The 26252-nt window shown below is 62.1% G+C and carries 28 protein-coding genes; 15 read left to right on the forward strand and 13 right to left on the reverse strand.

What is annotated here, in order from left to right; all coding sequences use genetic code 11:
• Nucleotides 1-155: 155 nt before the first annotated feature.
• Nucleotides 156-794 carry a hypothetical protein gene (locus ABX74_RS21895; protein ID WP_021345538.1) on the forward strand — a complete coding sequence of 213 codons (639 nt, stop codon included), beginning with the start codon at nt 156-158 and terminating at the stop codon, nt 792-794.
• Nucleotides 791-1567, forward strand: a complete 777-nt coding sequence (locus ABX74_RS21900) for an SDR family NAD(P)-dependent oxidoreductase (RefSeq protein WP_046379285.1) — start codon at nt 791-793, stop codon at nt 1565-1567. Before ABX74_RS21895 ends, ABX74_RS21900 begins: the two co-directional genes overlap by 4 nt.
• Nucleotides 1568-1582: 15 nt before the next feature.
• Here the strand turns inward: ABX74_RS21900 and ABX74_RS21905 are convergent, their stop codons facing one another.
• Nucleotides 1583-2344, reverse strand: coding sequence for an SDR family NAD(P)-dependent oxidoreductase (locus ABX74_RS21905; RefSeq protein ID WP_019745295.1), 762 nt, complete (start codon nt 2342-2344; stop codon nt 1583-1585).
• A gap of 198 nt (nt 2345-2542) precedes the next feature.
• Here ABX74_RS21905 and ABX74_RS21910 point away from each other — a divergent pair, with 198 nt between their 5' ends.
• Nucleotides 2543-3319 (forward strand): SDR family oxidoreductase, encoded by a 777-nt coding sequence (locus ABX74_RS21910; protein ID WP_003940546.1) that lies wholly within the window; start codon nt 2543-2545, stop codon nt 3317-3319.
• 111 nt (nt 3320-3430) lie between these two features.
• Here the strand turns inward: ABX74_RS21910 and ABX74_RS21915 are convergent, their stop codons facing one another.
• The 6 genes from ABX74_RS21915 to ABX74_RS21940 are packed head-to-tail and all read right to left on the reverse strand — an operon-like array spanning nt 3431 to nt 9095.
• Entirely contained in the window at nt 3431-4252 is an 822-nt protein-coding gene (locus ABX74_RS21915; protein WP_029537016.1) for a MaoC/PaaZ C-terminal domain-containing protein, read from the reverse strand.
• Nucleotides 4253-4266: 14 nt separating this feature from the next.
• On the reverse strand, nt 4267-5445 hold the full coding sequence (locus ABX74_RS21920; RefSeq protein ID WP_019745298.1) for a lipid-transfer protein: 1179 nt from the start codon (nt 5443-5445) through the stop codon (nt 4267-4269).
• On the reverse strand, nt 5445-5873 hold the full coding sequence (locus tag ABX74_RS21925; protein WP_003940399.1) for a MaoC family dehydratase: 429 nt from the start codon (nt 5871-5873) through the stop codon (nt 5445-5447). The genes ABX74_RS21920 and ABX74_RS21925 overlap by 1 nt, the downstream gene beginning before the upstream one ends.
• Nucleotides 5870-6985: an acyl-CoA dehydrogenase family protein gene (locus ABX74_RS21930; RefSeq protein WP_019745299.1), complete on the reverse strand. Its 1116-nt coding sequence runs from the start codon at nt 6983-6985 to the stop codon at nt 5870-5872. The genes ABX74_RS21925 and ABX74_RS21930 overlap by 4 nt, the downstream gene beginning before the upstream one ends.
• Nucleotides 6985-7932, reverse strand: a complete 948-nt coding sequence (locus ABX74_RS21935; protein ID WP_019745300.1) for a bifunctional MaoC family dehydratase N-terminal/OB-fold nucleic acid binding domain-containing protein — start codon at nt 7930-7932, stop codon at nt 6985-6987. Before ABX74_RS21935 ends, ABX74_RS21930 begins: the two co-directional genes overlap by 1 nt.
• Entirely contained in the window at nt 7929-9095 is a 1167-nt protein-coding gene (locus ABX74_RS21940) for an acyl-CoA dehydrogenase family protein (RefSeq protein WP_020970792.1), read from the reverse strand. The genes ABX74_RS21935 and ABX74_RS21940 overlap by 4 nt, the downstream gene beginning before the upstream one ends.
• Nucleotides 9096-9225: 130 nt before the next feature.
• Between ABX74_RS21940 and ABX74_RS21945 the strand changes: the two genes are divergently transcribed.
• The 4 genes from ABX74_RS21945 (at nt 9226) to ABX74_RS21960 (ending at nt 12336) form a co-directional block, all read left to right on the forward strand.
• Nucleotides 9226-9684 carry a nuclear transport factor 2 family protein gene (locus tag ABX74_RS21945; protein WP_019745302.1) on the forward strand — a complete coding sequence of 153 codons (459 nt, stop codon included), beginning with the start codon at nt 9226-9228 and terminating at the stop codon, nt 9682-9684.
• Between the two features lie 115 nt (nt 9685-9799).
• Nucleotides 9800-10657, forward strand: coding sequence for a MetQ/NlpA family ABC transporter substrate-binding protein (locus ABX74_RS21950; protein WP_029256255.1), 858 nt, complete (start codon nt 9800-9802; stop codon nt 10655-10657).
• Nucleotides 10658-10669: 12 nt separating this feature from the next.
• Entirely contained in the window at nt 10670-11671 is a 1002-nt protein-coding gene (locus tag ABX74_RS21955; RefSeq protein WP_020909138.1) for a methionine ABC transporter ATP-binding protein, read from the forward strand.
• A complete protein-coding gene (locus ABX74_RS21960) occupies nt 11668-12336 on the forward strand; it encodes a methionine ABC transporter permease (RefSeq protein ID WP_007732650.1) in 669 nt (222 codons plus the stop codon). The genes ABX74_RS21955 and ABX74_RS21960 overlap by 4 nt, the downstream gene beginning before the upstream one ends.
• 4 nt (nt 12337-12340) lie before the next feature.
• Here the strand turns inward: ABX74_RS21960 and ABX74_RS21965 are convergent, their stop codons facing one another.
• Entirely contained in the window at nt 12341-13561 is a 1221-nt protein-coding gene (locus tag ABX74_RS21965) for a fatty acid desaturase family protein (RefSeq protein ID WP_003939858.1), read from the reverse strand.
• 133 nt (nt 13562-13694) lie between these two features.
• Here ABX74_RS21965 and ABX74_RS21970 point away from each other — a divergent pair, with 133 nt between their 5' ends.
• On the forward strand, nt 13695-14900 hold the full coding sequence (locus ABX74_RS21970; protein ID WP_029537021.1) for an enhanced intracellular survival protein Eis: 1206 nt from the start codon (nt 13695-13697) through the stop codon (nt 14898-14900).
• A gap of 65 nt (nt 14901-14965) precedes the next feature.
• Complete coding sequence (locus tag ABX74_RS21975; protein WP_029256256.1) at nt 14966-15529, forward strand: GtrA family protein; 564 nt, start codon at nt 14966-14968, stop codon at nt 15527-15529.
• Nucleotides 15530-15566: 37 nt separating this feature from the next.
• Here ABX74_RS21975 and ABX74_RS21980 read toward each other — a convergent pair whose 3' ends face one another.
• Nucleotides 15567-15806, reverse strand: coding sequence for a LuxR C-terminal-related transcriptional regulator (locus tag ABX74_RS21980; RefSeq protein ID WP_020909141.1), 240 nt, complete (start codon nt 15804-15806; stop codon nt 15567-15569).
• A 210-nt stretch (nt 15807-16016) separates the two neighbouring features.
• Between ABX74_RS21980 and ABX74_RS21985 the strand changes: the two genes are divergently transcribed.
• Nucleotides 16017-17279 carry a TetR/AcrR family transcriptional regulator gene (locus ABX74_RS21985; RefSeq protein ID WP_047889692.1) on the forward strand — a complete coding sequence of 421 codons (1263 nt, stop codon included), beginning with the start codon at nt 16017-16019 and terminating at the stop codon, nt 17277-17279.
• A gap of 12 nt (nt 17280-17291) precedes the next feature.
• Here the strand turns inward: ABX74_RS21985 and ABX74_RS21990 are convergent, their stop codons facing one another.
• From ABX74_RS21990 to ABX74_RS22000, 3 genes are read right to left on the reverse strand one after another with little or no spacing between them, the layout of a single operon-like run.
• A complete protein-coding gene (locus tag ABX74_RS21990; protein WP_046379290.1) occupies nt 17292-18173 on the reverse strand; it encodes an LLM class F420-dependent oxidoreductase in 882 nt (293 codons plus the stop codon).
• Nucleotides 18170-19000, reverse strand: a complete 831-nt coding sequence (locus ABX74_RS21995) for an SDR family NAD(P)-dependent oxidoreductase (protein ID WP_020909144.1) — start codon at nt 18998-19000, stop codon at nt 18170-18172. The genes ABX74_RS21990 and ABX74_RS21995 overlap by 4 nt, the downstream gene beginning before the upstream one ends.
• Nucleotides 18997-20628 (reverse strand): AMP-binding protein, encoded by a 1632-nt coding sequence (locus ABX74_RS22000; RefSeq protein ID WP_370627632.1) that lies wholly within the window; start codon nt 20626-20628, stop codon nt 18997-18999. The genes ABX74_RS21995 and ABX74_RS22000 overlap by 4 nt, the downstream gene beginning before the upstream one ends.
• Before the next feature lie 254 nt (nt 20629-20882).
• Between ABX74_RS22000 and ABX74_RS22005 the strand changes: the two genes are divergently transcribed.
• The 5 genes from ABX74_RS22005 to ABX74_RS22025 all read left to right on the forward strand — a co-directional run bounded on the left by ABX74_RS22005 (nt 20883) and on the right by ABX74_RS22025 (nt 26010).
• Nucleotides 20883-22544: a class I adenylate-forming enzyme family protein gene (locus tag ABX74_RS22005; RefSeq protein WP_003940339.1), complete on the forward strand. Its 1662-nt coding sequence runs from the start codon at nt 20883-20885 to the stop codon at nt 22542-22544.
• On the forward strand, nt 22541-23011 hold the full coding sequence (locus ABX74_RS22010) for a nuclear transport factor 2 family protein (protein ID WP_047889694.1): 471 nt from the start codon (nt 22541-22543) through the stop codon (nt 23009-23011). The genes ABX74_RS22005 and ABX74_RS22010 overlap by 4 nt, the downstream gene beginning before the upstream one ends.
• A 10-nt stretch (nt 23012-23021) precedes the next feature.
• Nucleotides 23022-23918 (forward strand): TIGR03619 family F420-dependent LLM class oxidoreductase, encoded by an 897-nt coding sequence (locus ABX74_RS22015; RefSeq protein WP_047889695.1) that lies wholly within the window; start codon nt 23022-23024, stop codon nt 23916-23918.
• 1 nt (nt 23919) lies between these two features.
• Entirely contained in the window at nt 23920-24435 is a 516-nt protein-coding gene (locus ABX74_RS22020) for a nuclear transport factor 2 family protein (RefSeq protein ID WP_042952939.1), read from the forward strand.
• Nucleotides 24436-24513: 78 nt separating this feature from the next.
• Nucleotides 24514-26010, forward strand: a complete 1497-nt coding sequence (locus tag ABX74_RS22025; RefSeq protein ID WP_047889696.1) for a DUF222 domain-containing protein — start codon at nt 24514-24516, stop codon at nt 26008-26010.
• A gap of 40 nt (nt 26011-26050) precedes the next feature.
• On the opposite strand, the gene ABX74_RS22030 is transcribed toward ABX74_RS22025, so the two are convergent.
• The gene (locus ABX74_RS22030) at nt 26051-26233 is read right to left on the reverse strand and encodes a hypothetical protein (protein WP_020909150.1); all 183 of its coding nucleotides are present in this window, start codon (nt 26231-26233) and stop codon (nt 26051-26053) included.
• Nucleotides 26234-26252: the final 19 nt, after the last annotated feature.

Genomic DNA, 26252 nt, shown 5'->3' on the forward strand with positions numbered 1-26252 from the left:
CGACTTAAAGTGACGACCATCACGGTATCTGAACAGCGGAGTTAAGCAAACTGGCAATTCTCGAACGAAGATCTACATGTACAGCGAATGCCTCGCCAGGTCACAGTTGTCGCAGATCCGGACAGCCCGCCGAATCTGCGAAACCAGGAGATGTGATGAGCAAGTACGAGCACGAATTCGTCCACATGATGGATGGCGTCGAAAAGCAATTGGAAACCATCGACAATCCGCGGCACCAGAAGATCCTCCGTAACTACCGACGCCACGCCTTGCTCGAGGTCTCCGGTCGCTACAAGGAAATCCTCTCGCCGGACATGACCGTCGAAGAACCCGTCTACCGGTTGTTCGAAGACGGTCAGTCGATTGTCCTCGACGGCATGGACGCCGTCACCAACTTCTACCAGTCACTCGCCGAGACGGACACCCTTGTCATGTGGACCGGGAAGTCCGACTTCGCGGTATCGGACAGCGGGTTCTCGGGTGAGACACTCTTCAGTCAATTCGTTCCTGGATCGATCCTCGGAGACGGGGTGTTCGGCGCGGTGCACGAATCGGGCGGATCCACGTCCGCAGCCCCTGAACAGTCGTCGGGCATCGACTCCGACGGTTGGTATCTCGTGCGTCGGACCTTGGCATTCGTCTGGCCGTACGACGAGCAGGGTCGACTCATCGGTGAGCACGTCTACGAAGATTCTGCTTCGAAAGTCGTCACCAAGGTGGATCCGAGCGAGGTCATCACGGCAGCGCGCGCAGCCGAACTGCTTGCCCCACTGCTCGAAACGCACCTGCCGTGAGCGCGCCCGTAGCCATTGTCACCGGCGCAGCGGCCGGGTTGGGCGCCGCTATTGCCGAGCGGCTTGCCGAGGACTTCGGCACCCTGCTTCTACTCGACATCGAAGAGGCTGCACTCGCCGACACCGCAGCACGCCTGGAAAGCCTTGGCGTAGCAGTCCACACGGCACGATGCGACGTTCGACGTGAAGGCGACGTCAAGAACGCGTTCGACGTGGCTGCGTCGGTCGGAAGTCCGACTGCGCTCGTCAACGGTGCCGGCATCGGCGTCTTCACGCCGTTCCTCGAGATCACCGAAGACCAGTGGGACAACACCTTTGCAGTGAACACCAAGGGCAGCTTCCTGATGTGCCGCGAATTCGTCAGTAGAACCGAAGGTCCGGCAGCGATCGTCAACATTGCGTCGATCGGTGCCCGCTTGGGCGGTGACATGCTCGCGCACTACGGGCCGTCGAAGGCCGCCGTGATCGAGATGAGTCACAGCGTCGCCCGGATCGGCGCGACTCGAGGGCTCCGTTCGAACACGGTCATGCCCGGGCTGATCCTCACCGACATGTGGCTGCGAACCATCAAGGAACTGCGTCGGCGCGATGCTGCACTAGCGGGCGTTTCCGATGCTGATGTCTTCGATTCTTTTGTTGCCCAAATGGTTCCGATGGGTCGAGCCCAGACGCCCGGAGACATCGCCGAGATGGTCGCGTTCTTGCTCAGCGACAAGGCTCGCAACGTCACCGGGCAGACGATTGCCGTCGACGGCGGCGCCGTGATGACCTGATCGGGTCGATGGCGGTCAGCCCCAGCGCGACTGACCGCCGTCGAGCGGGATCGTGGCACCCGTCAGGTAACCGGCGTCTTCACTGACGAGGAAGACGACGGCACGACCGATGTCGGTCTCGGGATCTCCGACGCGTCCCAGCGGGATACCCGCGACAAAAGCCGCCGCCTCTTCCGGATTCTTGTCCATCCACCACTGCAACGCGGGGGTCTTGGCGTGCGGGGCGACGTTGAGAACGCGGATGTTGTCCTTGCCCCATTCGCAGGCGGCAGCGCGGGTCAACGAGCGCATGCCTTCCTTGATGGAACCGTAAGCGCCGTAGTTACTCGCATCCCAGCGCACGGCTGCCGAGGTGACCATGTTGATGATGACGCCACCGCCACGACTGTTCATGTGCGGGTACGACGCCTGCATCATGCGCAGGGTGGCGAGTGGGCCCGTCGCGAAAGAACGCTCGAAGTCTTCGTCCAGCACGCTCAAGAGCGGGCCGGGCTTGCAGTCGTTGGCGTTGTTGACCAGGATGTCGATTCCGCCGAACAGTTCGACGGTTCGGTCCACGGCCGCCGTGATGTCGTCCTTCTTGCTGACGTCACAAACCACGGCCTCACCGCGCGCACCGATGTCAGCGAGTAGTCCGCAGGTGGTGTGCAACTTGGATTCGGTGCGACCGGCAACGGCGATCACGGCGCCCTCTTTGGCAAAGGCCAGGGCAATCCCCTGCCCGATTCCCTGACCCGCACCCGTGATGAGTGCAACTTTGCCTTCGAGCTTGCCCATGTGACTACTCCAATGTCTGTCGACGCAGAGGTCCCTTTGCGGGAAGGACCGGTCGATTCTGGTGACTGCCGCCGTTTGTCGTCTACACTCGACCTACAAAACAACCAAGCACTTGCTTGACCCTAAGGTGTGCGACCACGTCGCGTCAATCACATTGGGCGGCAATTCAGCTCGGCACCGCACCAGGAAGGCTCCACCGTGACACTGCCCAACCCCGTCGATTTCAGCGGACGCTCGGTGATCGTCACCGGCGGCACCAAAGGCATCGGCTACGTCATCGCCGAAACCTTCCTCGCCGCGGGTGCGAACGTGCTGGTCTGTGGCCGTAACGAGCCCGAAAACCTACCCACCGCCGACGGCCGTAGCGCAGCCTTTCGCGCCACGGACGTCCGCGATCCCGCCGACGCCGCAGCCCTCGTCCAGGATGCCGTCGAGCGCTTCGGCCGTCTGGACGTCCTGGTCAACAACGCCGGCGGCTCCCCCGATGCCGATGCTGCGACGGTGTCACCCCGCTTCGTCGAGAAGATCGTGGCCCTGAACCTGTTGGCACCCTTCAACGTTGCCCAGGCCGCCAACGCAGTGATGCAGACTCAGGACGACGGCGGTGCCATCATCAACATCGGCAGTGTCTCGGCAATCGATCCGCAGCCCGGAACCGCGGCGTACAGCGCAGCCAAGGCCGGCCTCCTCGTTCTGACCAAGGCATTGGCCCTCGAATGGGCGCCGAAGGTCCGGATCAACCACATCACCACCGGCCTGATCCGTACCGAGGCTGCCGCCGAGGTCTACGGCGCCGACGGCGGCGCGGCGGTCACCAGGACCATTCCGATGGAGCGCATGGCCGTCCCGGCCGATATCGCCAACTCCTGCCTGTTCCTGGCAAGCCCGCTCTCCTCGTACGTCAACGGCGCCGACATCGCCGTTCACGGCGGCGGTGAATACCCGGCTCGCTACATGGCGACCCATCAGGACTGAATACAAGCACAGAGCAGCCCCTGAGCGAATTCGCTCAGGGGCTGTTTCTTCGTGCGAACAACTGCGGGGCGCGACAAGGGGTCAAGCACCCCGCAGTTGAGTCTGGAGGGACTAGTGAGCGGAGAAGCTCACTCGTGCACCGGAAATCGCTACCTGATCACCCTTGGTGACCTGGAAGGCCAGGTCGTCGGGAGTTCCCCACGCAACGATGGACGGCGACTCACCCGGATGGATCGCCGCAGCGAATCGACCTTCGAGACTGACAAGATCAGCCGGATGCACTCCGGCGACCCGAGCAAGCTCGAGTGTGCTGGCTGCCAACGTGCACAGCCCGTGCATGATCGGACGCGGCTGGTTGATCCGCGCCGCAGCCTCGGGATCGATGTGAATGTGGTGCTTGTCGCCCAGGAGCCGGTACATCGCCGTCTGGTTCTCCGCTGTGGTCAGCACACCGGTCAGCGAAGGCTCACCGGTCGGCTCCGCCGGACGTGAGGGTCCACGTTCTCCGCCGAATCCGCCGGCACCGGGAGCAAAAAGTGACCAGGTCGCGACGAAGTATTCGCATTCCACCTTCACTTCGAACACCGCTGCTGCGCCCTTGTCCCACACCTCGCCGACCGAAGCCTTCAACGTCACCTCACCGCTACGCGGAAGCGGAGCAAGCACTTTCAACTCTTGCGAGCCGTGCAGTGCCGTCGAGGTGTCGAAGGCGCCCGCTGACCCCAGAGCGTCGGGAGCCCACTGTGCCAGCGTCAGAGCAAAAGTCGGCAGTACCCGAAGCTGATCCTCGAAGACGAGGTCCAGTTCGGTTGCCTTGGCGCCCACGGCGAGTGCGTACAAGATCGCGTCGCGCTCGGTGTACGCCACGGTGCGGGTGCCGAGATCGGCTCCGCGCCAATCGCCGGCGGTCTTCGCAGCTTCCGAAGTTGTCACTGTCATTTCCTCTCTTAAACAGCGCCTAGAACGAGACCGCTGGTGGGCACTGCCGTTCCGGCTGTGACCAAGACGTTTTCGACGCCATCGGGCTGATTGGTCGACGTTCCTCGGACCAGTCGCACACCTTCGGCAATTCCGTTGACGCCGTGCAGGTATGCCTCGCCGACCTGACCACCGTGAGTGTTGGACGGCAAGCGTCCACCGATCTCGAGGTTGCCTTCGCGAATGAAGTCCTTGGCTTCGCCTGGCTTGCAGAAGCCCAGTTCTTCGAGCTGCGGAAGCACCAACGGGGTGAAGTGGTCGTACAGAATCGCGGCGTTGATGTCATCAGGGGTCAGGCCGCTCTGGCCGTACAACTGACGAGCAACCAGGCCCATCTCCGGGATACCCGAGATGTCAGGACGGTAGTAGCTGGTCATCATGTGCTGATCCTTGCTACTGCCCTGAGCGGCGCCCTTGATGATGACGGGCTTGTTGGCCAGATCCTTTGCGCGCTCGGCAGAGACGATGACCAATGCCTGGCCGCCGTCGGTTTCCTGGCAGCAGTCGAGCAGATGCAGAGGCTCGGCGATCCAGCGCGAGTTCTGATGGTCCTCGAGTGTGATCGGACGCTCGTAGAACCAGGCAGCCGGGTTGTTGGCGGCATGCTTGCGCGCCACCACTGCAACTCGTCCGAAGTCCTCACTCGTCGCACCGTACTGGTGCATGTAGCGGCGGGCGAACATGGCGACCCACTGAGCGGGAGTCGACAATCCCTGCGGAGTCATCCACGCATATGCCGCGCGATCCGCGGTGCTGTCCATGGGGCGATCGTGCTGGCCAAGGCCGTAGCGCACACCGGAGCGCTCGTTGAAGGCGCGGTAACAAACCACGACGTCGGCAACACCCGTCGCAACTGCCATAGCGGCCTGCTGCACGGTGGCACACGCGGCGCCGCCACCGTAGTGAATGCGCGAGAAGAACTTCAGCTCGCCGAGGCCACAGTTGCGAGCCACAATGGCTTCGCCGTTCGTCTCCGACGTGTAGGTGGACAGACCGTCGACCTCGGACGGGTCGATACCGGCGTCAGCGAGTGCCGCGACGATGGCCTCACACGCCAACTGCAGTTCGGTGCGGCCGGAGTTCTTGGAGAACTCGGTGGATCCGATGCCTACGATGGCGGCGGTTCCCGAGAGTGGGCTGATCGCCATCAGGGCCTCTCCTCTTCCTTGAAAGCGACTGCGACGGTGCCGGATGCATGATTGCCGAGGCTGTTTGCACCCTGCACCTTGACCACGACCACTCCGTCTTCCTTGGACACGACCTCACCGGTCATCGTCATGGTGTCACCCGGGTAGTTGGGCGCCCCGAGACGAATGGCGATGCGGCGCAGGGTCGATGCAGATCCGGCCCAGTCCGTGACGTATCGACCGACAAGACCGTTGCTCGTGAGGATGTTCATGAAGACATCCTTGGAGCCGCGCTCCTGGGCCAGGCTCGGATCGTGGTGCACGTCCTGGAAATCGCGGGTGGCGATTGCGGTGGCGACGATCAACGTACGGGTCAACGGGATCGCCAACTCGGGCAATGCCTCTCCGACAACGACGTCTGCGTAACTACGACCGGCAAGAACGGTCATGCGAGCACCTCCACACCGGATGCGAGCTGCGCACCCAGACGCGCGAGATCGGAGCTGGAACCGCCGAGGGTGGCAGCAATCTGCTTGCCCCACAAGAGGTGACGGTGAACCGGGTAGTCGGTGTCGACGCCCATACCGCCGTGAACATGCGTGGTGCGATGCACGACGCGCTGTCCGCCGTCGGTTGCCCACCACTTGGCGACGAGTACCGAGGTGCCGAGATCCAGTCCCTCGGAGATACGCCAGGCGGCCTGCCACAGTGTCACCCTCATCGCTTCGAGATCGATGTAGCAGTCAGCGAGTTGATGATTGACGGCCTGGAAGGTCGCCAGCGGACGGCCGAACTGCTTGCGGCCGTTCAGGTACGTGACAGCCTGCGCGACTGCACCCGAGCCGACACCCCATTGAATTGCGGCCAACGCCAGTTCAACTCGGTCGATCAGCCACGGAACCGTCTTACCATCGGCCGCACCGATCAGCTGCGCGGGGGCACCGGCAAAGGTGACGTTGGCACAGATCTCCCAGTTGGTGGACTGCGTCTGCTCGAGCGTCACTCCTTCGGCGCTCAGGTCCACCAGCAGCAGTGCCGTACCGGTGGAAGCGGTTGCCGAAACGAGAGCAAGGTTCGCGACGTGAGTCATCGGCACTACTGCCTTCTCACCCGTCACGGTCCAGTTGCCGTCGGCGTCCTGCTCGGCCGTGGTCAGCGGGTCGCCGCCCGTGTACGGCCCGAATTCCTCGAGCCCGACGGTCAGGAATCGACTGCCGTCGGCAACACTCGGAAGGAGCTCGGCACGAAGGGAATCGGAACCGAACTCGTTGACAGCCAATGCCGCAAGGGTCGTTTCCCAGATCGGCACGGCCGCAACGTGACGGCCCTGCTCCTCCAGCAGTGCGTACAGCTCGGACAAGCCGAGTCCGCCGCCGCCGAACTCCTCGGGCAGTGCGATACCGAGCAGGCCGGTACTCGCGAGTTCTCGCCACAGTTCGCGGTCGACACGCTCGGCGGAGAGTTCGATCTCCTTGGTGCGCTCGATCGTTGCCTTGCTGGTGAAGACCTCGTCGGCCAGTGAGCGAATCGCGTCCTGCTCTTCGCTGAAATTGAAGTCCATCAGTGCTCCTCGCGTACGGCCGGCCGGAACGCGGGAAGCGTCAGATCCGGGTCGGCGTCGATCCAGTCAAGTTCCACGGGCATGTCGACCACGACATCTTCGGGCGCGATACCCACCATGTTGGCGATCAATCGGGTTCCCTCTTCGAGTTCGATTACCGCAACGATGAGCGGGTAGTCGAACGCGTCGATCTTGGGGTGATGATTGACCACGAAGCTGTACACCGTGCCACGCCCCGACGCGTCGATCGTGTCCCACTCGAGTGACTGGCACTCGCCGCACATCGGGCCGGTGGGATGACGCAACGTCTTGCAGGACGTGCAGCGCTGGATCACCAGACGGTGCTCTTTGGCCGCTTCGAACCAGAAAGCGTTGTCCGCGTTGAGAGCCGGACGCGGACGCAGTGCGCGCGGAGCCTCCGGAGCCTTGGCTTCCTGCGGCTTGAACCGCAGTGTCCGCCACCGCTGCGTGCCGACAACTTCGTCGTCGCCGTTGCGGTACGTCTTGAGCGTCGTCACGAAGTGTCCGACGCCGAGTCCGGTCTTCTTTTCAGGGGAAATCGACTCGATGACCTCGGTGTAGTTCACGCGATCGCCTGGGCGCAGTTCGGCGAAGAACTCCTGATCGGAATCGGTGGCGACGACGGAACTGTAGCCCGCAGCGTCGAGGGTGGCGATCAGATCGGTCCACACCTGTGACGGGTCGTTGCCCGCCATCTTGTCGGTGAACGTCCGCATGATCCAGACCTGGAGCATCTGAGCGGGAGCGACGACGCCGTCACGGCCGGTGGCGCGGGCAGCTTCGTCATCGAGGTAGACGGGGTTGGTATCGCCCATGGTCTCGGCCCAATGCCGGATCATGGGGATGTTGACCTCGTCGGGTCCCCAGGTGGTGGGAACAAGCGTCTGGCCGACAAAAGCGTCGAGTTGCGCCGAAATGTCGCTCACTTGACCCTCTTTTCGCGAACGAGTCCCAAGCCGATGGTGCCGACCATGTCACGCAGAACTTCGTTGACGCCGCCGCCGAAGGTATTGACAACACCCTGACGGGAGATCTGCTCGATCTGACCGGCAAGCAAAGCGCCCGGAGACTCGGGGCGGATGCGTCCGGCGGAGCCGAGAATTCCGAGCAGGGTGCGGTAGACGTCGACGTGAGTCTCGGTCCCGTACGTCTTGGTAGCGCCGGCGTCGGCTCCGGAGAGCGTGTCCTGTGCGACGGCTGCCGTCATCTTCCAGTTCAGCAGTCGCATGGCCTCGAGCTTGGCGTGTGTACGAGCGAAGTCCTGCTGCACCCACGGGATGTTGATGGCGCCGTTTTCCTTGGCCCAGTCCAGAACCAGGTTCCACAGACCGTACGTGCGACCACCGATGGCCGCCAAGCCGATTCGTTCGTGATTGAGCTGAGCGGTGATGAGCTGCCAGCCGCCGTTGACCTCGCCGACAACGTCCTTCGACGGAACACGAATGCCGGAGTAGTACGTGGACGTCACCATCAAACCGCCGACGGTGTTGATCGGTGACCACTCGAAGCCTGCGTCCTCCGTGGGGACGATCAGGATCGAGATGCCCTTGTGCTTGGGGGCGTCCGCGTCGGTGCGGCAGGCCAGCCACACGTAGTCGGCGGTGTTTGCGCCACTGGTGAAGATCTTGTTGCCGTCGACGATCCACTCGTCACCGTCGAGAACCGCACGAGTCTTGAGTGATGCGAGGTCGGTGCCGGCCTCGGGCTCGGTGTAGCCGATGGCGAAGACGATGTCGCCGGCAAGAATGCCGGGCAGGAATCGTTCCTTCTGCTCTTCGGTGCCGTACTTCATCAACGTCGGTCCGACGGTATTGACCGTCACGAAGGGGAACGGCAGTCCCGCGCGCTGAACCTCGTCGAAGAACACGAACTGTTCTTCGATGGAGCGGCCCTGTCCACCGAATTCCTTGGGCCAACCGATGCCGAGCCAGCCGTCCTTACCCAGCAACTTCACGATCTCGCGGAAGTACTCGCCGCCCACACCTTGCTCGCCGGCCGCGCGACGCTTCTCTTCCGGCAGCAGCGCCGCGAAGTACGCGCGCAACTCCTTGCGGAGCTCCTGCTGCTCGGGCGATTCCCTCAGATCCATCGCTGTTTCTCCTATGGCATTCATGGCTGGCAACTCTTGGTCTGGACGCTAACCAGATGCCCAGGTGGGCGCTGTGAATGTCTCGTTGAGCGGGAAGCCGAAACATGAGCGGCGTCACATAGGGTGAGATATGCGCATGGACTCCTCGGATCGCGTCGCTCTCACCGACTTGGCCGCCAGGTATGCACAGGCCGTCGACCGCCGAAACACCACCGCGCTTGCGGCTCTCTTCACTGACGACGTGGCATTCGTCTTGCCGCCGGCATTGAACGGAACGGATGCGCCGACGGAGATACGTGGGAACACCGTCGTCAGCAGTTCGGTGGTCGATGCCGTCTCACATCTGCACTCGACCCGGCACATCGTCGAGCAGCAGATCCTCGACCTCGACAGCCCCACCACCGCGCACGGTGAGGCCTACTGCTCCGCTCACCACATCTATCCGCGGGGCGAGGGCCACCGGGACAACCGGATCGAGATTCGTTATCAGGACAGCTTCGAAAAGGTCGACGGCACCTGGCTGTTCTCGCGTCGCGAATTGGTAGTCGATTTTGCCGAGGACGTTCCGGTCATCCTGCTCGGACAATAGGTACAGGAAAAAATCGCGGTGATTCTGTATCTCCTCACGGGAGGTTTACCGGGCTAGCGTTCAGCAACTGTCACGCCATCTCGGCGTGACGTTCGGCTATGTCTTGGAGATTCACATGTCACGCTCGCGCACCAGAAGATTCCTCGCTGCCTTCGCAGTGGCCGCCGTCGCAGTCGGAACCGTCGCAGCGTGCTCGAGCGACAACTCTTCCGATGAGAACGCGCCCCTTCGCATCGTCGCTTCTTCGGTTCCGCACGCCGAGATCTTGAAGTTCGTCGAAGAAAAGGGCCTGCTCGGCGACACCAAGATCGAGGTCAGCGAGATCACCGGCGACCTCGACGCCAACGAGGTGCTCGAAGCGGGCGACACCGACGCCAACTTCTTCCAGCACGTGCCGTACCAGGAATCGTGGTCGAAGGAAAAGGGTGTCGACGACCTGGTCGCCGTGGCGAAGGTCCACGTCGAGCCCCTCGGTGCATATTCCAAGAAGGTCACCAACCTGGCCGACCTGCGCCAGGGCGCAACGGTCGCTTTGTCCAACAACGTGACGAACTTCGCCCGTGGGCTGTACCTGCTGCAGCAGGCCGGTTTGATCAAGCTCGATCAGCAGTTGGGCGCCCCCGGCACCGACATCACGCAGATCAGCGAGAAGAACATCATCGACAACCCCAAGGGACTCACGTTCACCCAGGTCGATCCCCCGCAGCTTCCGCGCACTCTCGACGACGGAAATGTCGATCTCGCAATCATCAACGGCAACTACGCAATCGAAGGCGGCCTCAATCCCGCCAAGGACGCACTGGTGCTCGAGAAGGCCGAGGGCAACCCGTACGCCAACGTCCTCACGGTTCGTACCTCCCTCGAAAACGATGCGCGAGTGCAGAAGTTGGCCGAGGCATTGACGTCCACCGACGTCGCGACGTTCATCGAGCAGACCTACCAGGGCTCGGTCATTCCGGCCAGCGCTACCTGATCGAGACCCGTCATGGTCTTCTCGATCGAATCGGTCTCCAAGGAATACCGCAGCGGCACAAAAGTTCTGCATGCACTCGATTCCGTGTCCCTGAAAATCGAAGACGGCGAGATCTTCGGCATCATCGGCAAGAGCGGCGCCGGCAAATCGACTCTGCTGCGCTGCCTCAACCTGCTCGAACGCCCGACCAGTGGCCGGATTCTGTTGGGCGACACCGATCTGACCGCGTTGAGCCCTGCGCAGTTGCGCGACACACGCAAGCGGATCGGTGTCGTGTTCCAGCATTTCAACTTGCTGCACTCCCGCTCGGTCGCCGCCAACATCGCCTTTCCTCTCGAAGTGGCGGGGTACTCGCGGGCAGATCGCCGTGCCCGCGTCGACGAGCTGATCGAGTTGGTCGGCCTGGAAGACCGACGTGACGCCTTCCCTTCGCAACTGTCCGGCGGACAGAAACAACGGGTCGGGATCGCGAGGGCCTTGGCGGCTTCTCCCGATGTCCTCCTGTGCGACGAAGCCACGAGCGCCCTCGACTCGGATACGACCGATTCGATCCTCGACCTGCTCGCCGACCTCAATCGACGTCTGGGTGTGACCATTGTTCTGATCACCCACGAGCTCAACGTGGTTCGACGGATCTGTCACCGCGCCGCCCTGATCGACCAGGGACGCATCGTCGACGAGGGAACGCTCACCGAACTGGTTGCGGACCCGGACTCACCCCTCGGCGAGGCGCTACTGCCGGCCGGAACGGTGCGAACGTCCCCGACCGGAATTCCGGCACTCCTCACCTTTGTCGATTCGCTGTCGACCTCGCCTGTGATTTCCCAACTCTCGCGTGATCTCGATGTCGACGTCACCGTGATCTCCGGCGGTATCGAGGACATCGGAGCCCATCAGGTCGGCCGCCTTCGCGTGGAGTTCGCCTCGCACACCGGACTCGCCAACGACGAAGAGACAAGAAAGTCTGTCGAAGAACATCTTTCGCAGCGCGGAGTGAAGGTGACGTTCTCATGAACAAGACGTCCTGGCAGGATTCCCTGGGCGAAGCATGGGAAGCCCTACTCGACACGCTCTACATGGTCGGCGTCTCGTTCGTGCTCACCGTGATCATCGGTATCGCCCTCGGCGTTCTGTTGCACGCGAGCGCGCCCGACGGAATCCGTCCGAACCGCGTTCTCAATTCGGTACTGGGCACCGTGGTGAACATCGGCCGTTCGCTGCCGTTCGTCATTCTGTTGGTCCTCCTCATCCCGGCGACGCGGGCGATCGTCGGAACAGCGCTCGGGGCGACGGCAGCGATCGTCCCGCTGACCATCGGCTCGGTGCCCTTCTTCGCTCGCGTCGTCGAGAACGCACTGCGTGAGGTCGATTCCGGACGCGTCGAAGCAGCACGATCCATGGGCGCCACCGACAAGGACATCATCACCAAGGTCCTACTGCCCGAATCAGTTCCGGGATTGGTAGCCGGAGCAACCCTGACGGCGGTGATGCTGATCGGTTTCTCAGCCATGGCAGGCGCCATCGGCGCCGGCGGTCTCGGCGACTTCGCGATCAAGTACGGCTACCAACGATTCAACACCCCGGTGCTGTTCGTCGCTGTCGTGATCTTGATCGTGTTGGTTCAGGCGATCCAGTCGACCGGCGATCTCGTAGTTCGTTCGATGGCCCACAAGCGGTAACCGATCAGCTCGACACCATCGCGATCGCAGTTCGCAGGCCTCGCCGCTTACCGGTCTGCGGATCGACGCCGAAGACTTCCTTGATTCCGCCGCGGATGCGGAACTTCAACTCCGAGTGCGTCTCCGGAGCATCGTCCTGGGACGCGGAGAGAAACCTGTTGGGCAGCGACAACTTCCAGATGGTCCGCAACGTCAATCCGTACTGCTTCCACAGCGGCCCGGTGGTGTACGGGAGGTCGTACTTGTCACACAAGTCCCGCAGCGGCACCGCGATTTCCGAGTACCGATTGCTCGGCAGGTCAGGGAAGCAGTGATGCTCGATCTGGTAGCAGAGGTTGCCGCTCATAAAGGCCATGACGGGGCCGGCATGAAAGTTGGCGGACCCCAGCATCTGTCGTAAGTACCACTGAGCGCGGGATTCGTTCTCGAATTCCTCGAGCGTGAACTTCTCGGCACCGTCGGGGAAGTGCCCGCAGAAGATGACGGCGTAACTCCAATAGTTGCGGATGAGATTTGCAACGGCGTTGGCCGTCAACGTGGTCTTCCACGCCGGGCCGGTCAGGGCGGGGAACAGGATGTAATCCTTCGCCACCTGACGCGCGATCTTCTTTCCGACGTCCTTGGCCATCTCCGATTTCTCGGACCACTTCACCTCGCCCTTGCGAAGCTTGTCGGTCTCGAGGTGATGCAGTGCGACGCCCCACTCGAAGAGGGTCGCCAGCACGAAATTCGTGATCGGTTGGAAGAGATAGTCGGCGTGCCACTTCTGATCGCGCGTGACGCGCATGATGCCGTAGCCGACATCGTTGTCGAGGCCGACGATGTTGGTGAACTTGTGATGAGTGAAGTTGTGCGAGTGCTTCCATCCCGAGGACGGGCAGGTGTTGTCCCACTCCCAGTTGCTCGAGTGAATCTCGGGATCGTTCATCCAGTCCCACTGACCGTGGATGATGTTGTGGCCGAGTTCCATGTTCTCGATGATCTTGCCGACCCCCAGCAGCGCAGTCCCCAGAATCCAGGCAGGCTTCTTCTTGCTGGCGAACAAGACGATGCGGCCGGCCACCATCAGAGAGCGTTGAAACGCGATCGTCCGCTGGATATATCGAGCATCGTGCGCGCCGCGCTTCTCCTCGATGTCGAGCCGAATGGCGTCCAACTCGCGCCCGAGCGCTTCGACGTCTTCCTCGGTGAGATGGGCATATTCCTTGATGTCGGTGATCGCCACAGTGTTTCTCCGTATCGGTTTTCTCCGTGCCGCAGGACTGGTCCGTCGGGCGGTACCCCTGGGAGCCGGTGCGGAAACGTCAGCCCCGATATTCATGTGCGTCTTCACGCAATCTATGCCAAAGTCGATATACGTGAGCCCCGAAAACAAGATCACCATCCGCACCGCTACCGAGAGCGACTGGCCGGCTCTCCAACTACTCGACTCGGTGGGGTTCGGTTTTCACCCGTCTCCCGCGGTCAGCGAACTGACGAAGGCTCTCTACAAGCCCGAGGACATCATCCTCGCCGTCGACGGTGACCTACCCGTCGGCGTGGCCATCGAAATCGACATGGAATTCACCGTGCCCGGCGGACGCCAACTCCCCACGCGCGGAATCACCTGGGTATCCGTCGCACCGACTCACCGTCGCCGTGGCGTCCTACGCTCGATGTTCACTGCACTTCACGCCCACATCGAGTCGACCGGAGCACCACTTGCCGCCCTGACGGCCAGCGAGGCCGGCATCTACAACCGCTTCGGATACGGCCCGGCCACCTTCAGCGAGGGCATCACCCTCGATCGCCGCTTCGCGCGGTTCCGCCCCGAGGTGCCCGACAACGGTGGCGTGTCGATCGTCGACGTCAAAGCTGCCTCGACGCTTCTACCCGAGATCTACGATCGCTGGCGACTGCTGACACCCGGCGCTCAATTGCGTCCGCAACCGCTCTGGGACCATATGTTCGCCGACCCGTCCGAGGATCGTGACGGCGCCTCCGGACTGTTCTTTCTGACACACGCGGACGGATACATCGCTTACCGGCACACGAGCGAGGGCCGCGACAGCATCGCCCGGATCGACGAATTCGTGACGATCACCGAAGACGCGCACGCGGCGCTGTGGCGCACGATCTGCGGCCTCGACCTCGTCACCCGGATCGAGACACGCCAACATCCTGCCGATCCACTCCGGCTGATGCTGACGGACTACCGCCTTGCCCGAACGACGACGCGCTCCGATCGACTGTGGCTGCGCATCATGGACGTGCCCGCGGCTCTCGAGGCTCGTGAATATGCTGCTGACCTGGACACCGTCATCAAGGTCGAAGATCCGTTCCTGAAGGCCGGCGGAACTTTTGCACTTCAGGTCAAGGGTGGCAAGGCCACCTGTACGGCCACTGACGCGGAGCCCGCGATCACGATGCCCTCTGATGTCCTGAGCAGCTTGTACCTGGGCGAGCACCAGGCCAAGACCTTCGCGGCGGCGCACCGACTCCACGCGTCCGATCCGCGGGAGATCCGGAATTTCGACTTCGCTTTCAACGCAGAGAAGCCCGCAATTCTCGGGTACGGATTCTGATGATCTTGCCGACACGGGCATCGACGATTTGTGCCGTCGGTCGTATTCAGGGTTAGCCTCGAACAATGGCGTTTGTCGAAAAGATGGTCAATAGGCTTCCTGAGCGGATTCTCGTGCGCGTCCTGCCGCACGCAGAAATGCTCAAGTTCCTGGTGGTCGGCGGCATCGCCTTCATCGTCACCACGGTGCTGTTCTTCGGCATCAAGTGGACGGTTCTGCCTCAGCACCCGGTGACGGCCAACATCCTTGCGGTCCTGATCGCGACGGTTCTGTCCTACGTCCTCAACCGCGAATGGTCGTTTGCTCAGCGCGGTGGTCGACAGCGCCATCACGAGGCCGCTCTGTTCTTCATCGTCGCGGGTATCGGTTTGGCCATCAACCAGGTACCTCTCTGGACCTCCAGGTACGTGTTCCACCTGCGTCAACCCGAGGTGTCGGTGTTGATGGAGAACTTCGCGGACTTCATCAGCGGATCGATCATCGGGACCCTGCTGGCGACGGCCTTCCGCTGGTGGGCCATGCGTCGGTACGTCTTCCCCGAAGAAGCCACCGACAGCCAGGTCGTTCTCGACATCGAAGCGACTCCCGGCACCAAGACGCCGACAACCGACGCCACCGCCCTCGACTGACGTCCCGGATCGACGCACCCGATCGCTCGCGCTTCGATCAGAGTTCGTCGATACCGATCAGCCCGTCCTGAAGGGCCCGTGCAAGCAGCGCCATCTTCGTCGGGGCTGTCCGGCCCACTTCGTCGTACTTCCCTCGAATACGCGCGAGATGCGTATTCACCGTCCCCTCCGCGATGTACAACTCACGGGAGACTTCGGCTTTCGAGTCGCAGCGAATCCAGGTCAACAGCACCTGTACTTCACGTCTACTGAGGCTGGGTGAGTCAGCAGTCTTCATCGGTGGTGTCCCTAACTTCCAGGCTTTTCGCGCGGTCGAACTCCCATGGAAACGGAGCATGGTCGCAGGGTCACTCCGTTTGTTGACTGGGATAACTCTCGAGCGAGAGTGAACACTCTCAGAACACCACTCGAGCAGGCCTTGACCTCGGTAGAGTCTCGTTTGCCCGTTATGTGCGGGAGAGACTGTCGAACGACCGAAGGACCGGCGATGACTGACCGCGACGCCTCCACCATGCAATTCGTCGATGCCGGCGTGACGTCTCTCGTCGATGCTCCTCAGGACGTTCTCGAACGCGGACTTCGGAGCGAACAGGTCGTCAACCAAGCCGGTGCGTCGCAGGCCACGTTCTTTCGCAAGTTCCGAACCAAATCCGAATTCATCGAGGCCGTGATCACCAGCCTCACCGAATCGACCTTGCACAGCGCAGACAAAGTGAAGCAGACCGTGCGCGCACAGCTGGCCGCAAACGACGACGCGCTTCGTCCGACGGTCACCACTCTCGTCAAAGAGGCATTCGACGCAATCGTCAACGACGCGTCGACTGCAAGAAGCCTTCTCTCACACATTTTTGCGGGCTCACACCGGCGAACCTCCACCGCTCTGGAAAACGAATATCGTCGACGCGACGAGCTCGTATCCGCGGCCTACGAGGCCCTTTTCGAGAAAACCGACGCAACACTCCGAAGGCCGTTCACCACCAAGACCTTCGCTGTCACGGTCAACGCGGTGATCGACGGCTTCCGCATTCGTAGCCGCATCGATTCCCGCTCCGTCTCACCCGACATCATGTCCGACGCACTGCTCGCGATACTGGGCGCCGTCGTCGACACGTCCGGCCTTCACCAACACCTCGATGACGTTGTCGGTCCCATCGACCAGCCCGCTGAGCCGCGTCCGCTGCCGCGTGATCCGCGAGCGGCGTTTCTCGCCGCTGCGCGTAGCGAATTCGGCAAGCGCGGATACTTCATGACGCAGATCAACGACATCGCCGACACGGCGGCAGTTCCCCGCGCCGCCGCCAACAAACTGTTTCCCACCAAGCCCCACATCTTGGTGGCAGCCCTTCAGAGCCGCGTGGACTCACTGCGAGAGACCGTTGCCGACGACATCCTGATCGGTCTCGGTGACGTCGCGATCATCGAGAACTTCCTACTCCGCTGCGCACAACTAGCCTCTGACGAAACAGAGTTCATGGATGCACTGCTGGTTGCCGTTGCCCACGACACCTACGGCGAGCCCGAGAGCCTGCTCTCGCTCAAAGAGAAACTCAACATTCCCTCGATCATCGCGCCGATTGTGCAGCGCGGCCAGGACAACGGAGCGATGTCGACCATCAGTGCTCCGATGGACATCGCCGCAGGCATCACCAACACCCTCCTACTGAGGTGCTTCACCCGCCGATCGGACAGCCCAGCCGACAACGCTGCCTTCGTCGGCGCGATGGTCCTGAACGGGCTGGCGCATCCCTGATCAGAGAAAGGACTACGCGCCGAGCCCCAGCCGCTTCGAGCATTCAGCCATTTCGTCGATGATCAATTCCAACGACGTGCCACGACGGCTCGCGGACAACACGATTCGATCGGCTCCCAACCCGCGTGCCCAGTCGAGTTTCGCTTCGTCGAGCCTGGGCAGTGTCGCACCGAGTACCAGCGATACGTCGGCAGGATCTCGATCTGCCTTCACCGCAGCCGCTTTCATCGCTGCTACGGCCTTGTCGAGATCTTCACCGGCCAGTCCCAGCGGCTGGAAACCATCACCCAACCGGCCTGCTCGCCGAGCAGCAGCGAGACTGTGTCCACCGATGTAGAGCGGAACTCCGGATTCGCGGTGCGGCTTCGGCCAGCTGTACGCACCCTTGAACGAGAAGTAATCGCCGTCGAAATCGACTGCTTCCTTGCCCTCCCAGAGTGAACGCATCACCGCGATGGCCTCATCGGCTACCTTGCCGCGGCGCTCGAAGTCACCGCCGCACGCTTCGATCTCTTCCTTCATCCAGCCCAGACCGAGACAGATGCGCAATCGCCCACCCGAAAGTCGATCCAGCGTCGCCAAGCGCTTGGCAAGCACTACCGGATTGTGGTTGGGAAGCACCAGAACTCCGGTGGACAGACCCAAAGTCGTTGTGGCGCCGGCAACAAATGACAGTAGTTCCAGTGGATCCGGGATGTCACAGTCATCGGGTAGGTGAGATTTTCCGGTCGGAGAGTACGGGTATTCGCTCGCCGTATCCGCGATGACAACCGAGTGTTCCACGGCCGAGATCTCGTCGAAACCCAACGATTCGGCGGCACGGGCGAATTGCAGAATCCAGTCGGGATCTCCACTTCGACCCAATTCGACCGGAACAACTACGCCGAGCTTCATACCGTTTCCTCCAGTGTCGCCATCAATTTCGGACCGTCCACGACGCGACCGAGGAACCGGTCCGCATCCGGATCTGTTGCAAGCCACACCGCAGCAGCGGCGGGCACGGATGCCGGTGTGGCCGCAAATCCGGCTTCCACTATCGCGTCCGCGCCACCACGGGCTTTCCCTGATTCCGTGATGACAAATCCTGGACTCAGGTTGAACGCTTTGATTCCGGCGCCTCGATACTCCGAGTTGATCGCTCCGGCGATACGTCCGAACGACGCCTTCGACGCGGCGTACGACAAACCCCAACCACCCTCGCCGGGAGGCGCAGGCGGATCCAGGGTCGCCGAACCAGATGCGAGGTTGACGACAACCCCGTTGCCGCTCTTGATCATCGACGGCAGTATCACCTGAATCAACGCAAGCTGGTGCAGATAGTTGCCGATCGCCATCGCCTGGGCGTCGTCGATCTCGATGTCGAGCACCCGGTCCATGTTTCCGACCGTCTGTGCGTAGGCGTTGTTCACCAACACGTCGACATGTCCCCACTCCGCCAGCACCCGTTCACCGGCGCCGCGGACGGAGGCCAGATCGAGCAGATTCATCGGAACGGCCAATGCGCGGACACCGAAGGATTCGATCTCGGCAACCGTCGTCTCCAGACTGCCGGGTACCGGAATGACCTGCTCCCCCTGCCTCGTTCGCGGGGCCGCCCGCCCTTCGCCTTCACGAACGGTGCGAGCAGTGATTGCAACGTCGAATCCGGCGCGCGCGAATGCCAGCGCGCACTCACGGCCGATCCCCCGGGAAGCGCCGGTAACCAGCGCAACACCACTCACAGGAACCGCGTGCGGCCGTGAGTCTCGAACTCCTTCTCCAGGTTCACCACGTCAGCTTCGGTCATCAACGTGTATTCGGGAGTGCCGCGGCCCACCCAGTGGAACACTGGTTCGTCGGTCCGCCAGCGGTCGGCTTGAAGTTCACGTTTGAGTACCTTGTTGGAGCCCGTGACGGGCAGATCAGTCGAAACACGAACAAATCGCGGCGCTGCCTTGGTACCCAAATCCGCCTGCGCGGCAAGGTAGGCGGCGAACTCGGCCGGATCGAAATCGGCAAAGTCGGCGACCTCGACAGCTGCCATCACCTGATCGCCCGAACGCGGATCCGGTACCGCGAAGACACCCGTGGCAATCACTTTGGGGTGCCGACGCAGGATGTGCTCGATCATCAAAGCCGAGGTGTTCTCACCGTCGACGCGGATCCAGTCACCCTTACGTCCGGCGAAGTAGATGAACCCGGCCTCGTCGACGTAGCCGAGATCGCCTGTCCAGTACCAACCGTGGCGAATCTTCTCGGCAATTGCGTCTTCGTTCTTGTAGTACCCCTCGAATTTCTTCGATCCGGCCTTGTCGACCATCTCGCCGATGGATTCGTCGGGGTTCAGCACGTGACCGTGCTCGTCGAGAATTGCGCGGGGTCGCTCTTCGCGGGTATCGGGATCGACGATGACGATGTTCTCGCTCGCGGGACGGCCAAGCGCGCCGGCAGGTTGGTTCGGATCGAGCACGACCGAACCGGCACCTTCACTCGAACCGTATCCCTCGAAAAGCTGCGCACCGAAACGGCGGATGAACTCTGCCTTGTCCCCCGGCGACGCCTCGGTCCCGAAGCCGTGCGTGAGGGTGTTCTCGATGTCGTCGGGCAGTTCCGGCGTCGCCATGAGATACCCCAAGGCCTTACCGACGTAGGTGAAATATGTTGCGCCGTAGAACCGAACGTCCGGCATGAATCCCGAGGCGGTGAACTTACGAACGAGGCAGACCGTAGCTCCCTGCGAAAGGGCCGGCGCCCACAGAGCCATCAACGCGTTGCCGTGGAAGAGCGGCATGCAGCAGTAGCAGACGTCGTCGCGGTCGATGTCGTACTTGGCGCAGTTCGCGTAGGCCAACCGCGTCAGACGCCCCTGGCTGCACCGCACTGCCTTGGACATTCCGGTGGTGCCCGAGGTGAAGAGAAGCAAGAACAGCGTCGACGCGTCGACGCCGAGGTCGATCTGAGGCGACTCGACCTGGTGAGCGGAAATCTTGTCCGGGTATGACGCGTCGTCGACCAGAACAAAACGATCTTCGGTCAGTCCGAGGTCAAGGCCGGACAACTTCTCGTAGCCCGCTTTGTCGGTGACGATCAGCTGGCAGTCGACGTACCGAACCTCAGCCTCGAGTTCAGCTCCACGCCTGGTCGGATTGATGCCGACGATCGTGGCCCCGGTCAGGGCCGCGCCGCCGAGCCAGAACAGGAACTCGGGATCGTTCTCCAGAAGTACTCCGACGTGAAACGGTCCAGGCGCGCGAAGCGACTTCGCAAGCGAGCCGCGCGCCGCGCTCTCGCGCACCACCTCGTCCCAGCTCCAGTCCTGCGTCCGCGTCCGCAGACCCAGGTGCTGATCACCGAGACGGTCGATCAACATCTGCGCGACGTCCTCGCGCTGAGGAGCTGCAAGAGCTGCATTCGAAGATGCTTCGGTGGCGGTGTTCGTCATCGTGTCCTGTGTCCTAGTCGATATCGGAATGTCGATTACTCCAACTGCGATACGACTCGAACGTATCGACGCCTCAAAGCCGGAACCGCCCCAGTCTCGCTCAGTGGTAACCGCCGCCACAGATATGATTTTCTCGTGAGATTTTGTGACGTGAAAAGCGCCACAATACGAAAGGCCATTCCATGACTGCCCCCGCAGATCCGCAGTTGCTTCTGGACCAGGCGGTCTCACGCCTCACCGGTCCAGGTGGGCCATTCGAGATCGTCGAAGAAGAGGTTCTCGGCACCATAATGCCCGTGATGAAGAACCGTGGTCACGCCATCGGTGAACTCATCTCGGCATCTCGCGCCTGGGGCGACGGCGACTATCTCGTCACCAGCGATCGTCGAATCTCGTTCACCGAGCACGCCGATTCCGTCGCCGCGCTGGCAACTGCTCTGCGGGACAAGTACGGAGTCCGCAAGGGCGACCGTGTGGGCATCCTCGCTGCCAACACTCCCGAATGGGTCATGACGTTCTTCGCGACGCAGGCGCTCGGCGCGATCGCTGTCGGTCTCAACGGTTGGTGGGTTCCGCGCGAGGTCACCCACGGGATCGAGCTCTCACGCCCGAAGGTTCTGGTCGTGGACGCCAAGCGCGGCGCCGCCCTCCCCGAACTGCCGGCAGACATCACGGTCCTCACCATGGAAGAGGATCTGCCCGCGCTCATCGCGGAATATGCAGGCTCCGACGTGCCGAGCACCGACATCGACGAGGACGACCCCGCCGTAATCCTGTTCACCAGCGGTACCAGTGGCCGCCCCAAGGGCGCACTCCACTCGCACCGCAACGTGATGGCCGTCGTCGACTACCACAAATACAGCGACGCGATCGGCGCTGCATTCACCGGCCGTGAGTACGACGCTTCCAAGCCGAGCCCATTGCGTTATCTACTCACCTCCCCGCTCTTCCACATCGCCAGCCTGCACAATCTGGTGGTCCCCCGTCTCGCGACAGGCAGCGCCGTCATCCTGACCGAGGGCGGCTTCGACGTCGACAAGGTGCTCGGGTTGGTCGAACGCGAGCGCGTCACCAACTGGGGTGCTGTCCCCACGATGGCATCGCGGCTACTCGAACACGGCAACATCGCCAAGTACGACGTCTCTTCGTTGACTGCATTCTCGCTGGCGTCCGCGCCGTCGTCGCCCGCGTTCAAGGAACGCCTCAAGGAGCAGGTGCCGTTCGCACGCAACGCTCTGGTCGACAGTTACGGCCTCACCGAATGCAGCACCGCAATTGCGGTCGCCGTCGGCGCCGAACTCGAAGAGTTCCCAGGTACTCTCGGACGTCCGATCATCACCGTCTCGATGGAGATTCGCGATCCCTTCGGCGAGTGGCTGCCGGACGGCATCGAAGGTGAAGTGTGCGTGCGCAGCCCGTTCGTCATGCTCGGATACTGGGAGAACGACGAGGCGACCGAGTCTGCAATTGCACCGGGACGCTGGCTCCGCACCGGCGATTTCGGCGTCATCGAGAACGGACGTCTCCGTCTCACCGGTCGTCGTTCCGACCTGATCCTGCGTGGTGGCGAGAACGTCTACCCCACCGAGATCGAGCAGACGCTCGACGAGCACCCCGACGTGATCGAGTGCGCTGTCATCGGCATGCCGCACCCCGACCTCGGCCAGGAAGTGTCCGCCGTGGTTGTACTGCGTCCCGGGGCTGCCACCACGGAGGCGGAGCTGCGCGACTACGCCGCCGAGCGACTTTCCTACTTCAAGGTGCCGTCGAAGTGGCGCATCACCAGTGATCTGTTGCCTCGCAACGCAACCGGCAAGATGGTTCGGCGCGAGATCACCGTATGACCGCGGAGCTGTCACGGATCGTCGCCGAGTCTGCGATCCGTGACCTGCTCTGTGAGTACACGCATCTGATCGATCAGGGCAGATTGGGTGAAGTCGCTGCATTGTTCGCCCAGTCCGACTACGGGCAGTGCGGACCGGACGGGGTTGCCACCACTCTCATTTCGTCCGACGCCGACGCAGTGTTCGCAGCCTGCAGCGGCTTCATTCGGATGTACGGAGATCCGCCGGTTCCACGCACCAAACATCTGCTGACCAACACGCGAATCTCGGTCGACGGTGAATCAGCGACGGCGCTCTCGTACGTCACGGTCATACAAGGTACCGAAGATCTTGCCCTGCAACCTATTTTGTCGGGACGCTACTTCGATCGCTTCTCGTGCATCGACGGGTCCTGGCAGTTCAGCTCGAGGCTCTTCTGTTTGGACAACATGGGCGACATGTCCGCTCATGCCAAGCGGGCACTGTAGAGGAACGACTGTGGAAATCGGTGTCAACGTTTTGGGTCTCGAGGCCCTGTTCGACGGCAAGGTCCGCCCGGTCTTGGACTTCGCCGCGGGTGCTGACAGTGCCGGGATCGATCTGATCTGCACCGGCGACCACCTCGGGTTCAATGCCGACGCTCACGCCCAGCGGGTAGTCGAACACAACTTCCTGTTCCCGTTGGATCACCCTTGGTACGAACCGATTTCATTTCTGTCTTCGATCGCCGCGGTGACGGAACGAGCTCGCCTCGGAGTATCGGTTCTGATCGCCACTGTTCGCCCGGCGGCCCTGCTCGCAAAACAGGTTGCCACTCTCGACTCATTGTCCGAAGGTCGAACTGTCATGGGTTTCGGCGTTGGATGGCAAGAAGCTGAATACACCGCCACCAACATGCCTTTCGACGCGCGATTCGGGCGCATGGAGGAGACCGTCGCAGCCTGCCGCGAACTGTGGACCAATGCACCGGCCACCTTCCAGGGACGCGACTTCGCTTTCGAGAACTACCACAGCCTCCCGCTGCCGATCCAACCCCGAATACCGGTGCTCTTCGGTTTCGGACCAAGCCGGCGGAACTTCGACCGCATCGCACGCGTCGCAGACGGCTGGACCGTGAACCCGACCGATCTGGGAACGTTCACCGACAGTGTTGCACTGTTGCGCAACACGTTCGAAGCCCACCAACGTGACCCGGAGTCGGCGCGCGTGCAAGTGTCTGCGGCGCCGGTTCGACGCGACAACGGGTCCGTCGACCTCTCGGCAACCGCAGACAAGGCCCGGGACTGGTTCGCCCGCGGCGCGTCCGTCGTCGTTCTCCGACCCGCCGTATTCGATTGCGCTGCCGAAGAACTACCAGAACTACTCGACTGGATGACCAGCATCAAGGAGGCGTGACATGGACCGGGCACTGCAAGATCTCATCGACAAGCAGGCAATCCGTGAGGTGGTTCTGACGTACTGCCGTGGCATCGACCGCCTCGACTTCGATCTCGTCCGCAGCGCCTACCACCCGGATGCGATCGACCATCACACCGGATTCGACGGCAACATCGACGAGTACATCGCCTGGGTGACACCAAAACTCTCGGCGATCGGCGGCACGATGCATCACATCGGCAACCATCTGGTCGAACTGCACGGCGACCACGCGATCAGCGAGGCGTATTCGATGTCCACACACTGGGGTGGGCCCGAAGGCATCGGGATGATCAACTTCACCAGCGGTGCGCGATTCATCGACCACATGGAGCGTCGCAACGGTCGCTGGGCGATCAAGGAGCGATGGGCCGTACGAGAGTGGACTCGCTCGGACGAGGGCCGCTTCGTCAACCCCGAAGGGCCTGGTCCGCGTGGGCGTCGTGACGCCTCGGATCCTCTGAGCGCACTACGACAGGCCTTGGAAATTCGCTGAGAATCAGAAAACTCGGACTATTCCGACTGATTTGAGAATTCAGTTCATATCGAACACACATTCGAATAGAATGGATGCATGTTCAACCCGACAACAGAGCTCTTCGGTATCTCAGCGCAGCTGACCGGTACCGAAACTGATTGTGCGCTGGTTGATCTCATGACAGATCTGCACGCATGTGAGGCGATGCTGGTCGAACGCAAGCTCGCTGTGATTGCCGAGTTCTTTTCGCGGCGAAGCTCAGAGCATGCCGCCAGTGGTGCGTGGTCGTCGACCGCACACGAGTTGGCTGAATCAGAAGTCGGTGCGTCACTGACGATGGGCCGCGCGGCTGCCGGCAAGCTGATCGGGTTGGGGTTCTCGTTGAAGACTCGTTTGCATCGCACTCGAGCGGCGATGGCGCGTGGCGAGTTGGATCTGTACCGAGTTGGTTTGATCGATTCCGCGACCGCGAACGTGAAAGACGAATTGATCGACGAGGTGGAACGACTACTGCTCGAGCAGGTTCTCGCCCCACCAGTAGCCGGCGGAACGGGCTTGACGGGAAGGCGACTGACAGCGGCGATCGATCGGATCGTGGCGATGGTGGACCCGGAAGGTATGCGAGAACGTCGACGCCGTGCTCTCACCGATCGGTTCGTCGGGGTCAGCGCTGCCGAGGACGGGATGGCAAAGATCTTGGGAAGCATTCCGGCAGAGCAAGCTCGGGCATTCGACGGCCGACTACGCGAGTTGGCAATGTCGGTATGCCGAAACGACTCTCGAACATACGAGCAGCGACGAGCCGACGCGCTCTTCGAGTTGACCAACGGATCACCGTTCTTGCCGTGCAACTGTGGCCGAGCTGATTGCCCGCAGGATCGTAGCGGTGGTGTTGTCGTTCGTCGGCCCGTGGTTCACGTCGTGATGACTGATTCCACTCTGCGCGGAGGCGGCGAGCCCGCTCACCTCGACGGGTACGGGGTGATCAGCGCTGAGCATGCTCGCGACATCGCCCAAGACGCCGTAATTCGAAACGTCCGAGTACCCGCTGATACCGCCACCGAATCGGTGCCCGGTTCGGCGTACGTCTACCGGCCTGGTTCAGTTCTCGATACCTGGTTGCGGATCATCGCGGGCAGCTGCCAATGGCTGCATTGTGATGTCCCGGCCTGGAATTCCGATCTGGACCACAATGAACCGTTCCATCATGGCGACCCCGAACGCGGCGGCAAGACAGTCGAATCGAATATGAGTGCGTTCTGCCGCAACCACCATCGCCTCAAGCATTCCGACCGGTGGCGATTCGCGTCGAACGAGGATCGGACCATGTCGCTGACTTCGCCGACCGGGCATTGCTACCGAACACGCCCCGCAGGGTTGATAGCCGGGCCGCACGGCCCGATGCCGCCGCAGTGCGGTCGAGATCGGCGGACCCAGGCGGAGAACAAGGCCGCCCGTATCCAGTCCGAACGCAATCGTCAACGCCGACGGATTCAAAGGCAGCTAGAACAACGCGCTCAACGTAAGCGGCGGAAATCACCGCGAGCCCACCGAGAACCCATCGACTACGGGGACGACCCGCCACCGTTCTGAGATACCGAGCGGCGTCGAGGCGCGTCGACGTGTCGCAGGGTCAGTCTGAGGCCGGCTTGGTGTCGTCATCTCCCGCTGACGGATCGTCTCCAGCAACCGGGTCCGGATCGTCTTCACCAAACGGATCGATGGTGTCGACACCTTCGAGGACGGTCAGCTCTTCTTCAACCTCTGCCAGGAGGCCCTTGGCTTCAGCTTCGAACTTCTTCTCCCAATCGGACATACCGAGCCTCTTCTCTTCC

It is taken from the genome of Rhodococcus sp. ARP2 (assembly GCF_001029585.1).
Taxonomy (GTDB): Bacteria; Actinomycetota; Actinomycetes; order Mycobacteriales; family Mycobacteriaceae; genus Rhodococcus_F; species Rhodococcus_F erythropolis.

What these genes read in the sequence shown, in the direction of transcription:
- ABX74_RS21930 (WP_019745299.1), bottom strand. Translation starts at nt 6,985, where the DNA reads ATGGACTTCAATTTCAGCGAAGAGCAGGACGCGATTCGCTCACTGGCC.
- ABX74_RS21955 (WP_020909138.1), top strand. Translation starts at nt 10,670, where the DNA reads ATGGTCTTCTCGATCGAATCGGTCTCCAAGGAATACCGCAGCGGCACA.
- ABX74_RS21945 (WP_019745302.1), top strand. Translation starts at nt 9,226, where the DNA reads ATGCGCATGGACTCCTCGGATCGCGTCGCTCTCACCGACTTGGCCGCC.
- ABX74_RS21985 (WP_047889692.1), top strand. Translation starts at nt 16,017, where the DNA reads ATGACTGACCGCGACGCCTCCACCATGCAATTCGTCGATGCCGGCGTG.
- ABX74_RS22000 (WP_370627632.1), bottom strand. Translation starts at nt 20,628, where the DNA reads ATGTTGATCGACCGTCTCGGTGATCAGCACCTGGGTCTGCGGACGCGG.
- ABX74_RS21905 (WP_019745295.1), bottom strand. Translation starts at nt 2,344, where the DNA reads ATGGGCAAGCTCGAAGGCAAAGTTGCACTCATCACGGGTGCGGGTCAG.
- ABX74_RS21920 (WP_019745298.1), bottom strand. Translation starts at nt 5,445, where the DNA reads ATGGCGATCAGCCCACTCTCGGGAACCGCCGCCATCGTAGGCATCGGA.
- ABX74_RS21940 (WP_020970792.1), bottom strand. Translation starts at nt 9,095, where the DNA reads ATGGATCTGAGGGAATCGCCCGAGCAGCAGGAGCTCCGCAAGGAGTTG.
- ABX74_RS21925 (WP_003940399.1), bottom strand. Translation starts at nt 5,873, where the DNA reads ATGACCGTTCTTGCCGGTCGTAGTTACGCAGACGTCGTTGTCGGAGAG.
- ABX74_RS21980 (WP_020909141.1), bottom strand. Translation starts at nt 15,806, where the DNA reads ATGAAGACTGCTGACTCACCCAGCCTCAGTAGACGTGAAGTACAGGTG.
- ABX74_RS22005 (WP_003940339.1), top strand. Translation starts at nt 20,883, where the DNA reads ATGACTGCCCCCGCAGATCCGCAGTTGCTTCTGGACCAGGCGGTCTCA.
- ABX74_RS21895 (WP_021345538.1), top strand. Translation starts at nt 156, where the DNA reads ATGAGCAAGTACGAGCACGAATTCGTCCACATGATGGATGGCGTCGAA.
- ABX74_RS21990 (WP_046379290.1), bottom strand. Translation starts at nt 18,173, where the DNA reads ATGAAGCTCGGCGTAGTTGTTCCGGTCGAATTGGGTCGAAGTGGAGAT.
- ABX74_RS22010 (WP_047889694.1), top strand. Translation starts at nt 22,541, where the DNA reads ATGACCGCGGAGCTGTCACGGATCGTCGCCGAGTCTGCGATCCGTGAC.
- ABX74_RS21960 (WP_007732650.1), top strand. Translation starts at nt 11,668, where the DNA reads ATGAACAAGACGTCCTGGCAGGATTCCCTGGGCGAAGCATGGGAAGCC.
- ABX74_RS22030 (WP_020909150.1), bottom strand. Translation starts at nt 26,233, where the DNA reads ATGTCCGATTGGGAGAAGAAGTTCGAAGCTGAAGCCAAGGGCCTCCTG.
- ABX74_RS22020 (WP_042952939.1), top strand. Translation starts at nt 23,920, where the DNA reads ATGGACCGGGCACTGCAAGATCTCATCGACAAGCAGGCAATCCGTGAG.
- ABX74_RS21950 (WP_029256255.1), top strand. Translation starts at nt 9,800, where the DNA reads ATGTCACGCTCGCGCACCAGAAGATTCCTCGCTGCCTTCGCAGTGGCC.
- ABX74_RS22025 (WP_047889696.1), top strand. Translation starts at nt 24,514, where the DNA reads ATGTTCAACCCGACAACAGAGCTCTTCGGTATCTCAGCGCAGCTGACC.
- ABX74_RS21975 (WP_029256256.1), top strand. Translation starts at nt 14,966, where the DNA reads ATGGCGTTTGTCGAAAAGATGGTCAATAGGCTTCCTGAGCGGATTCTC.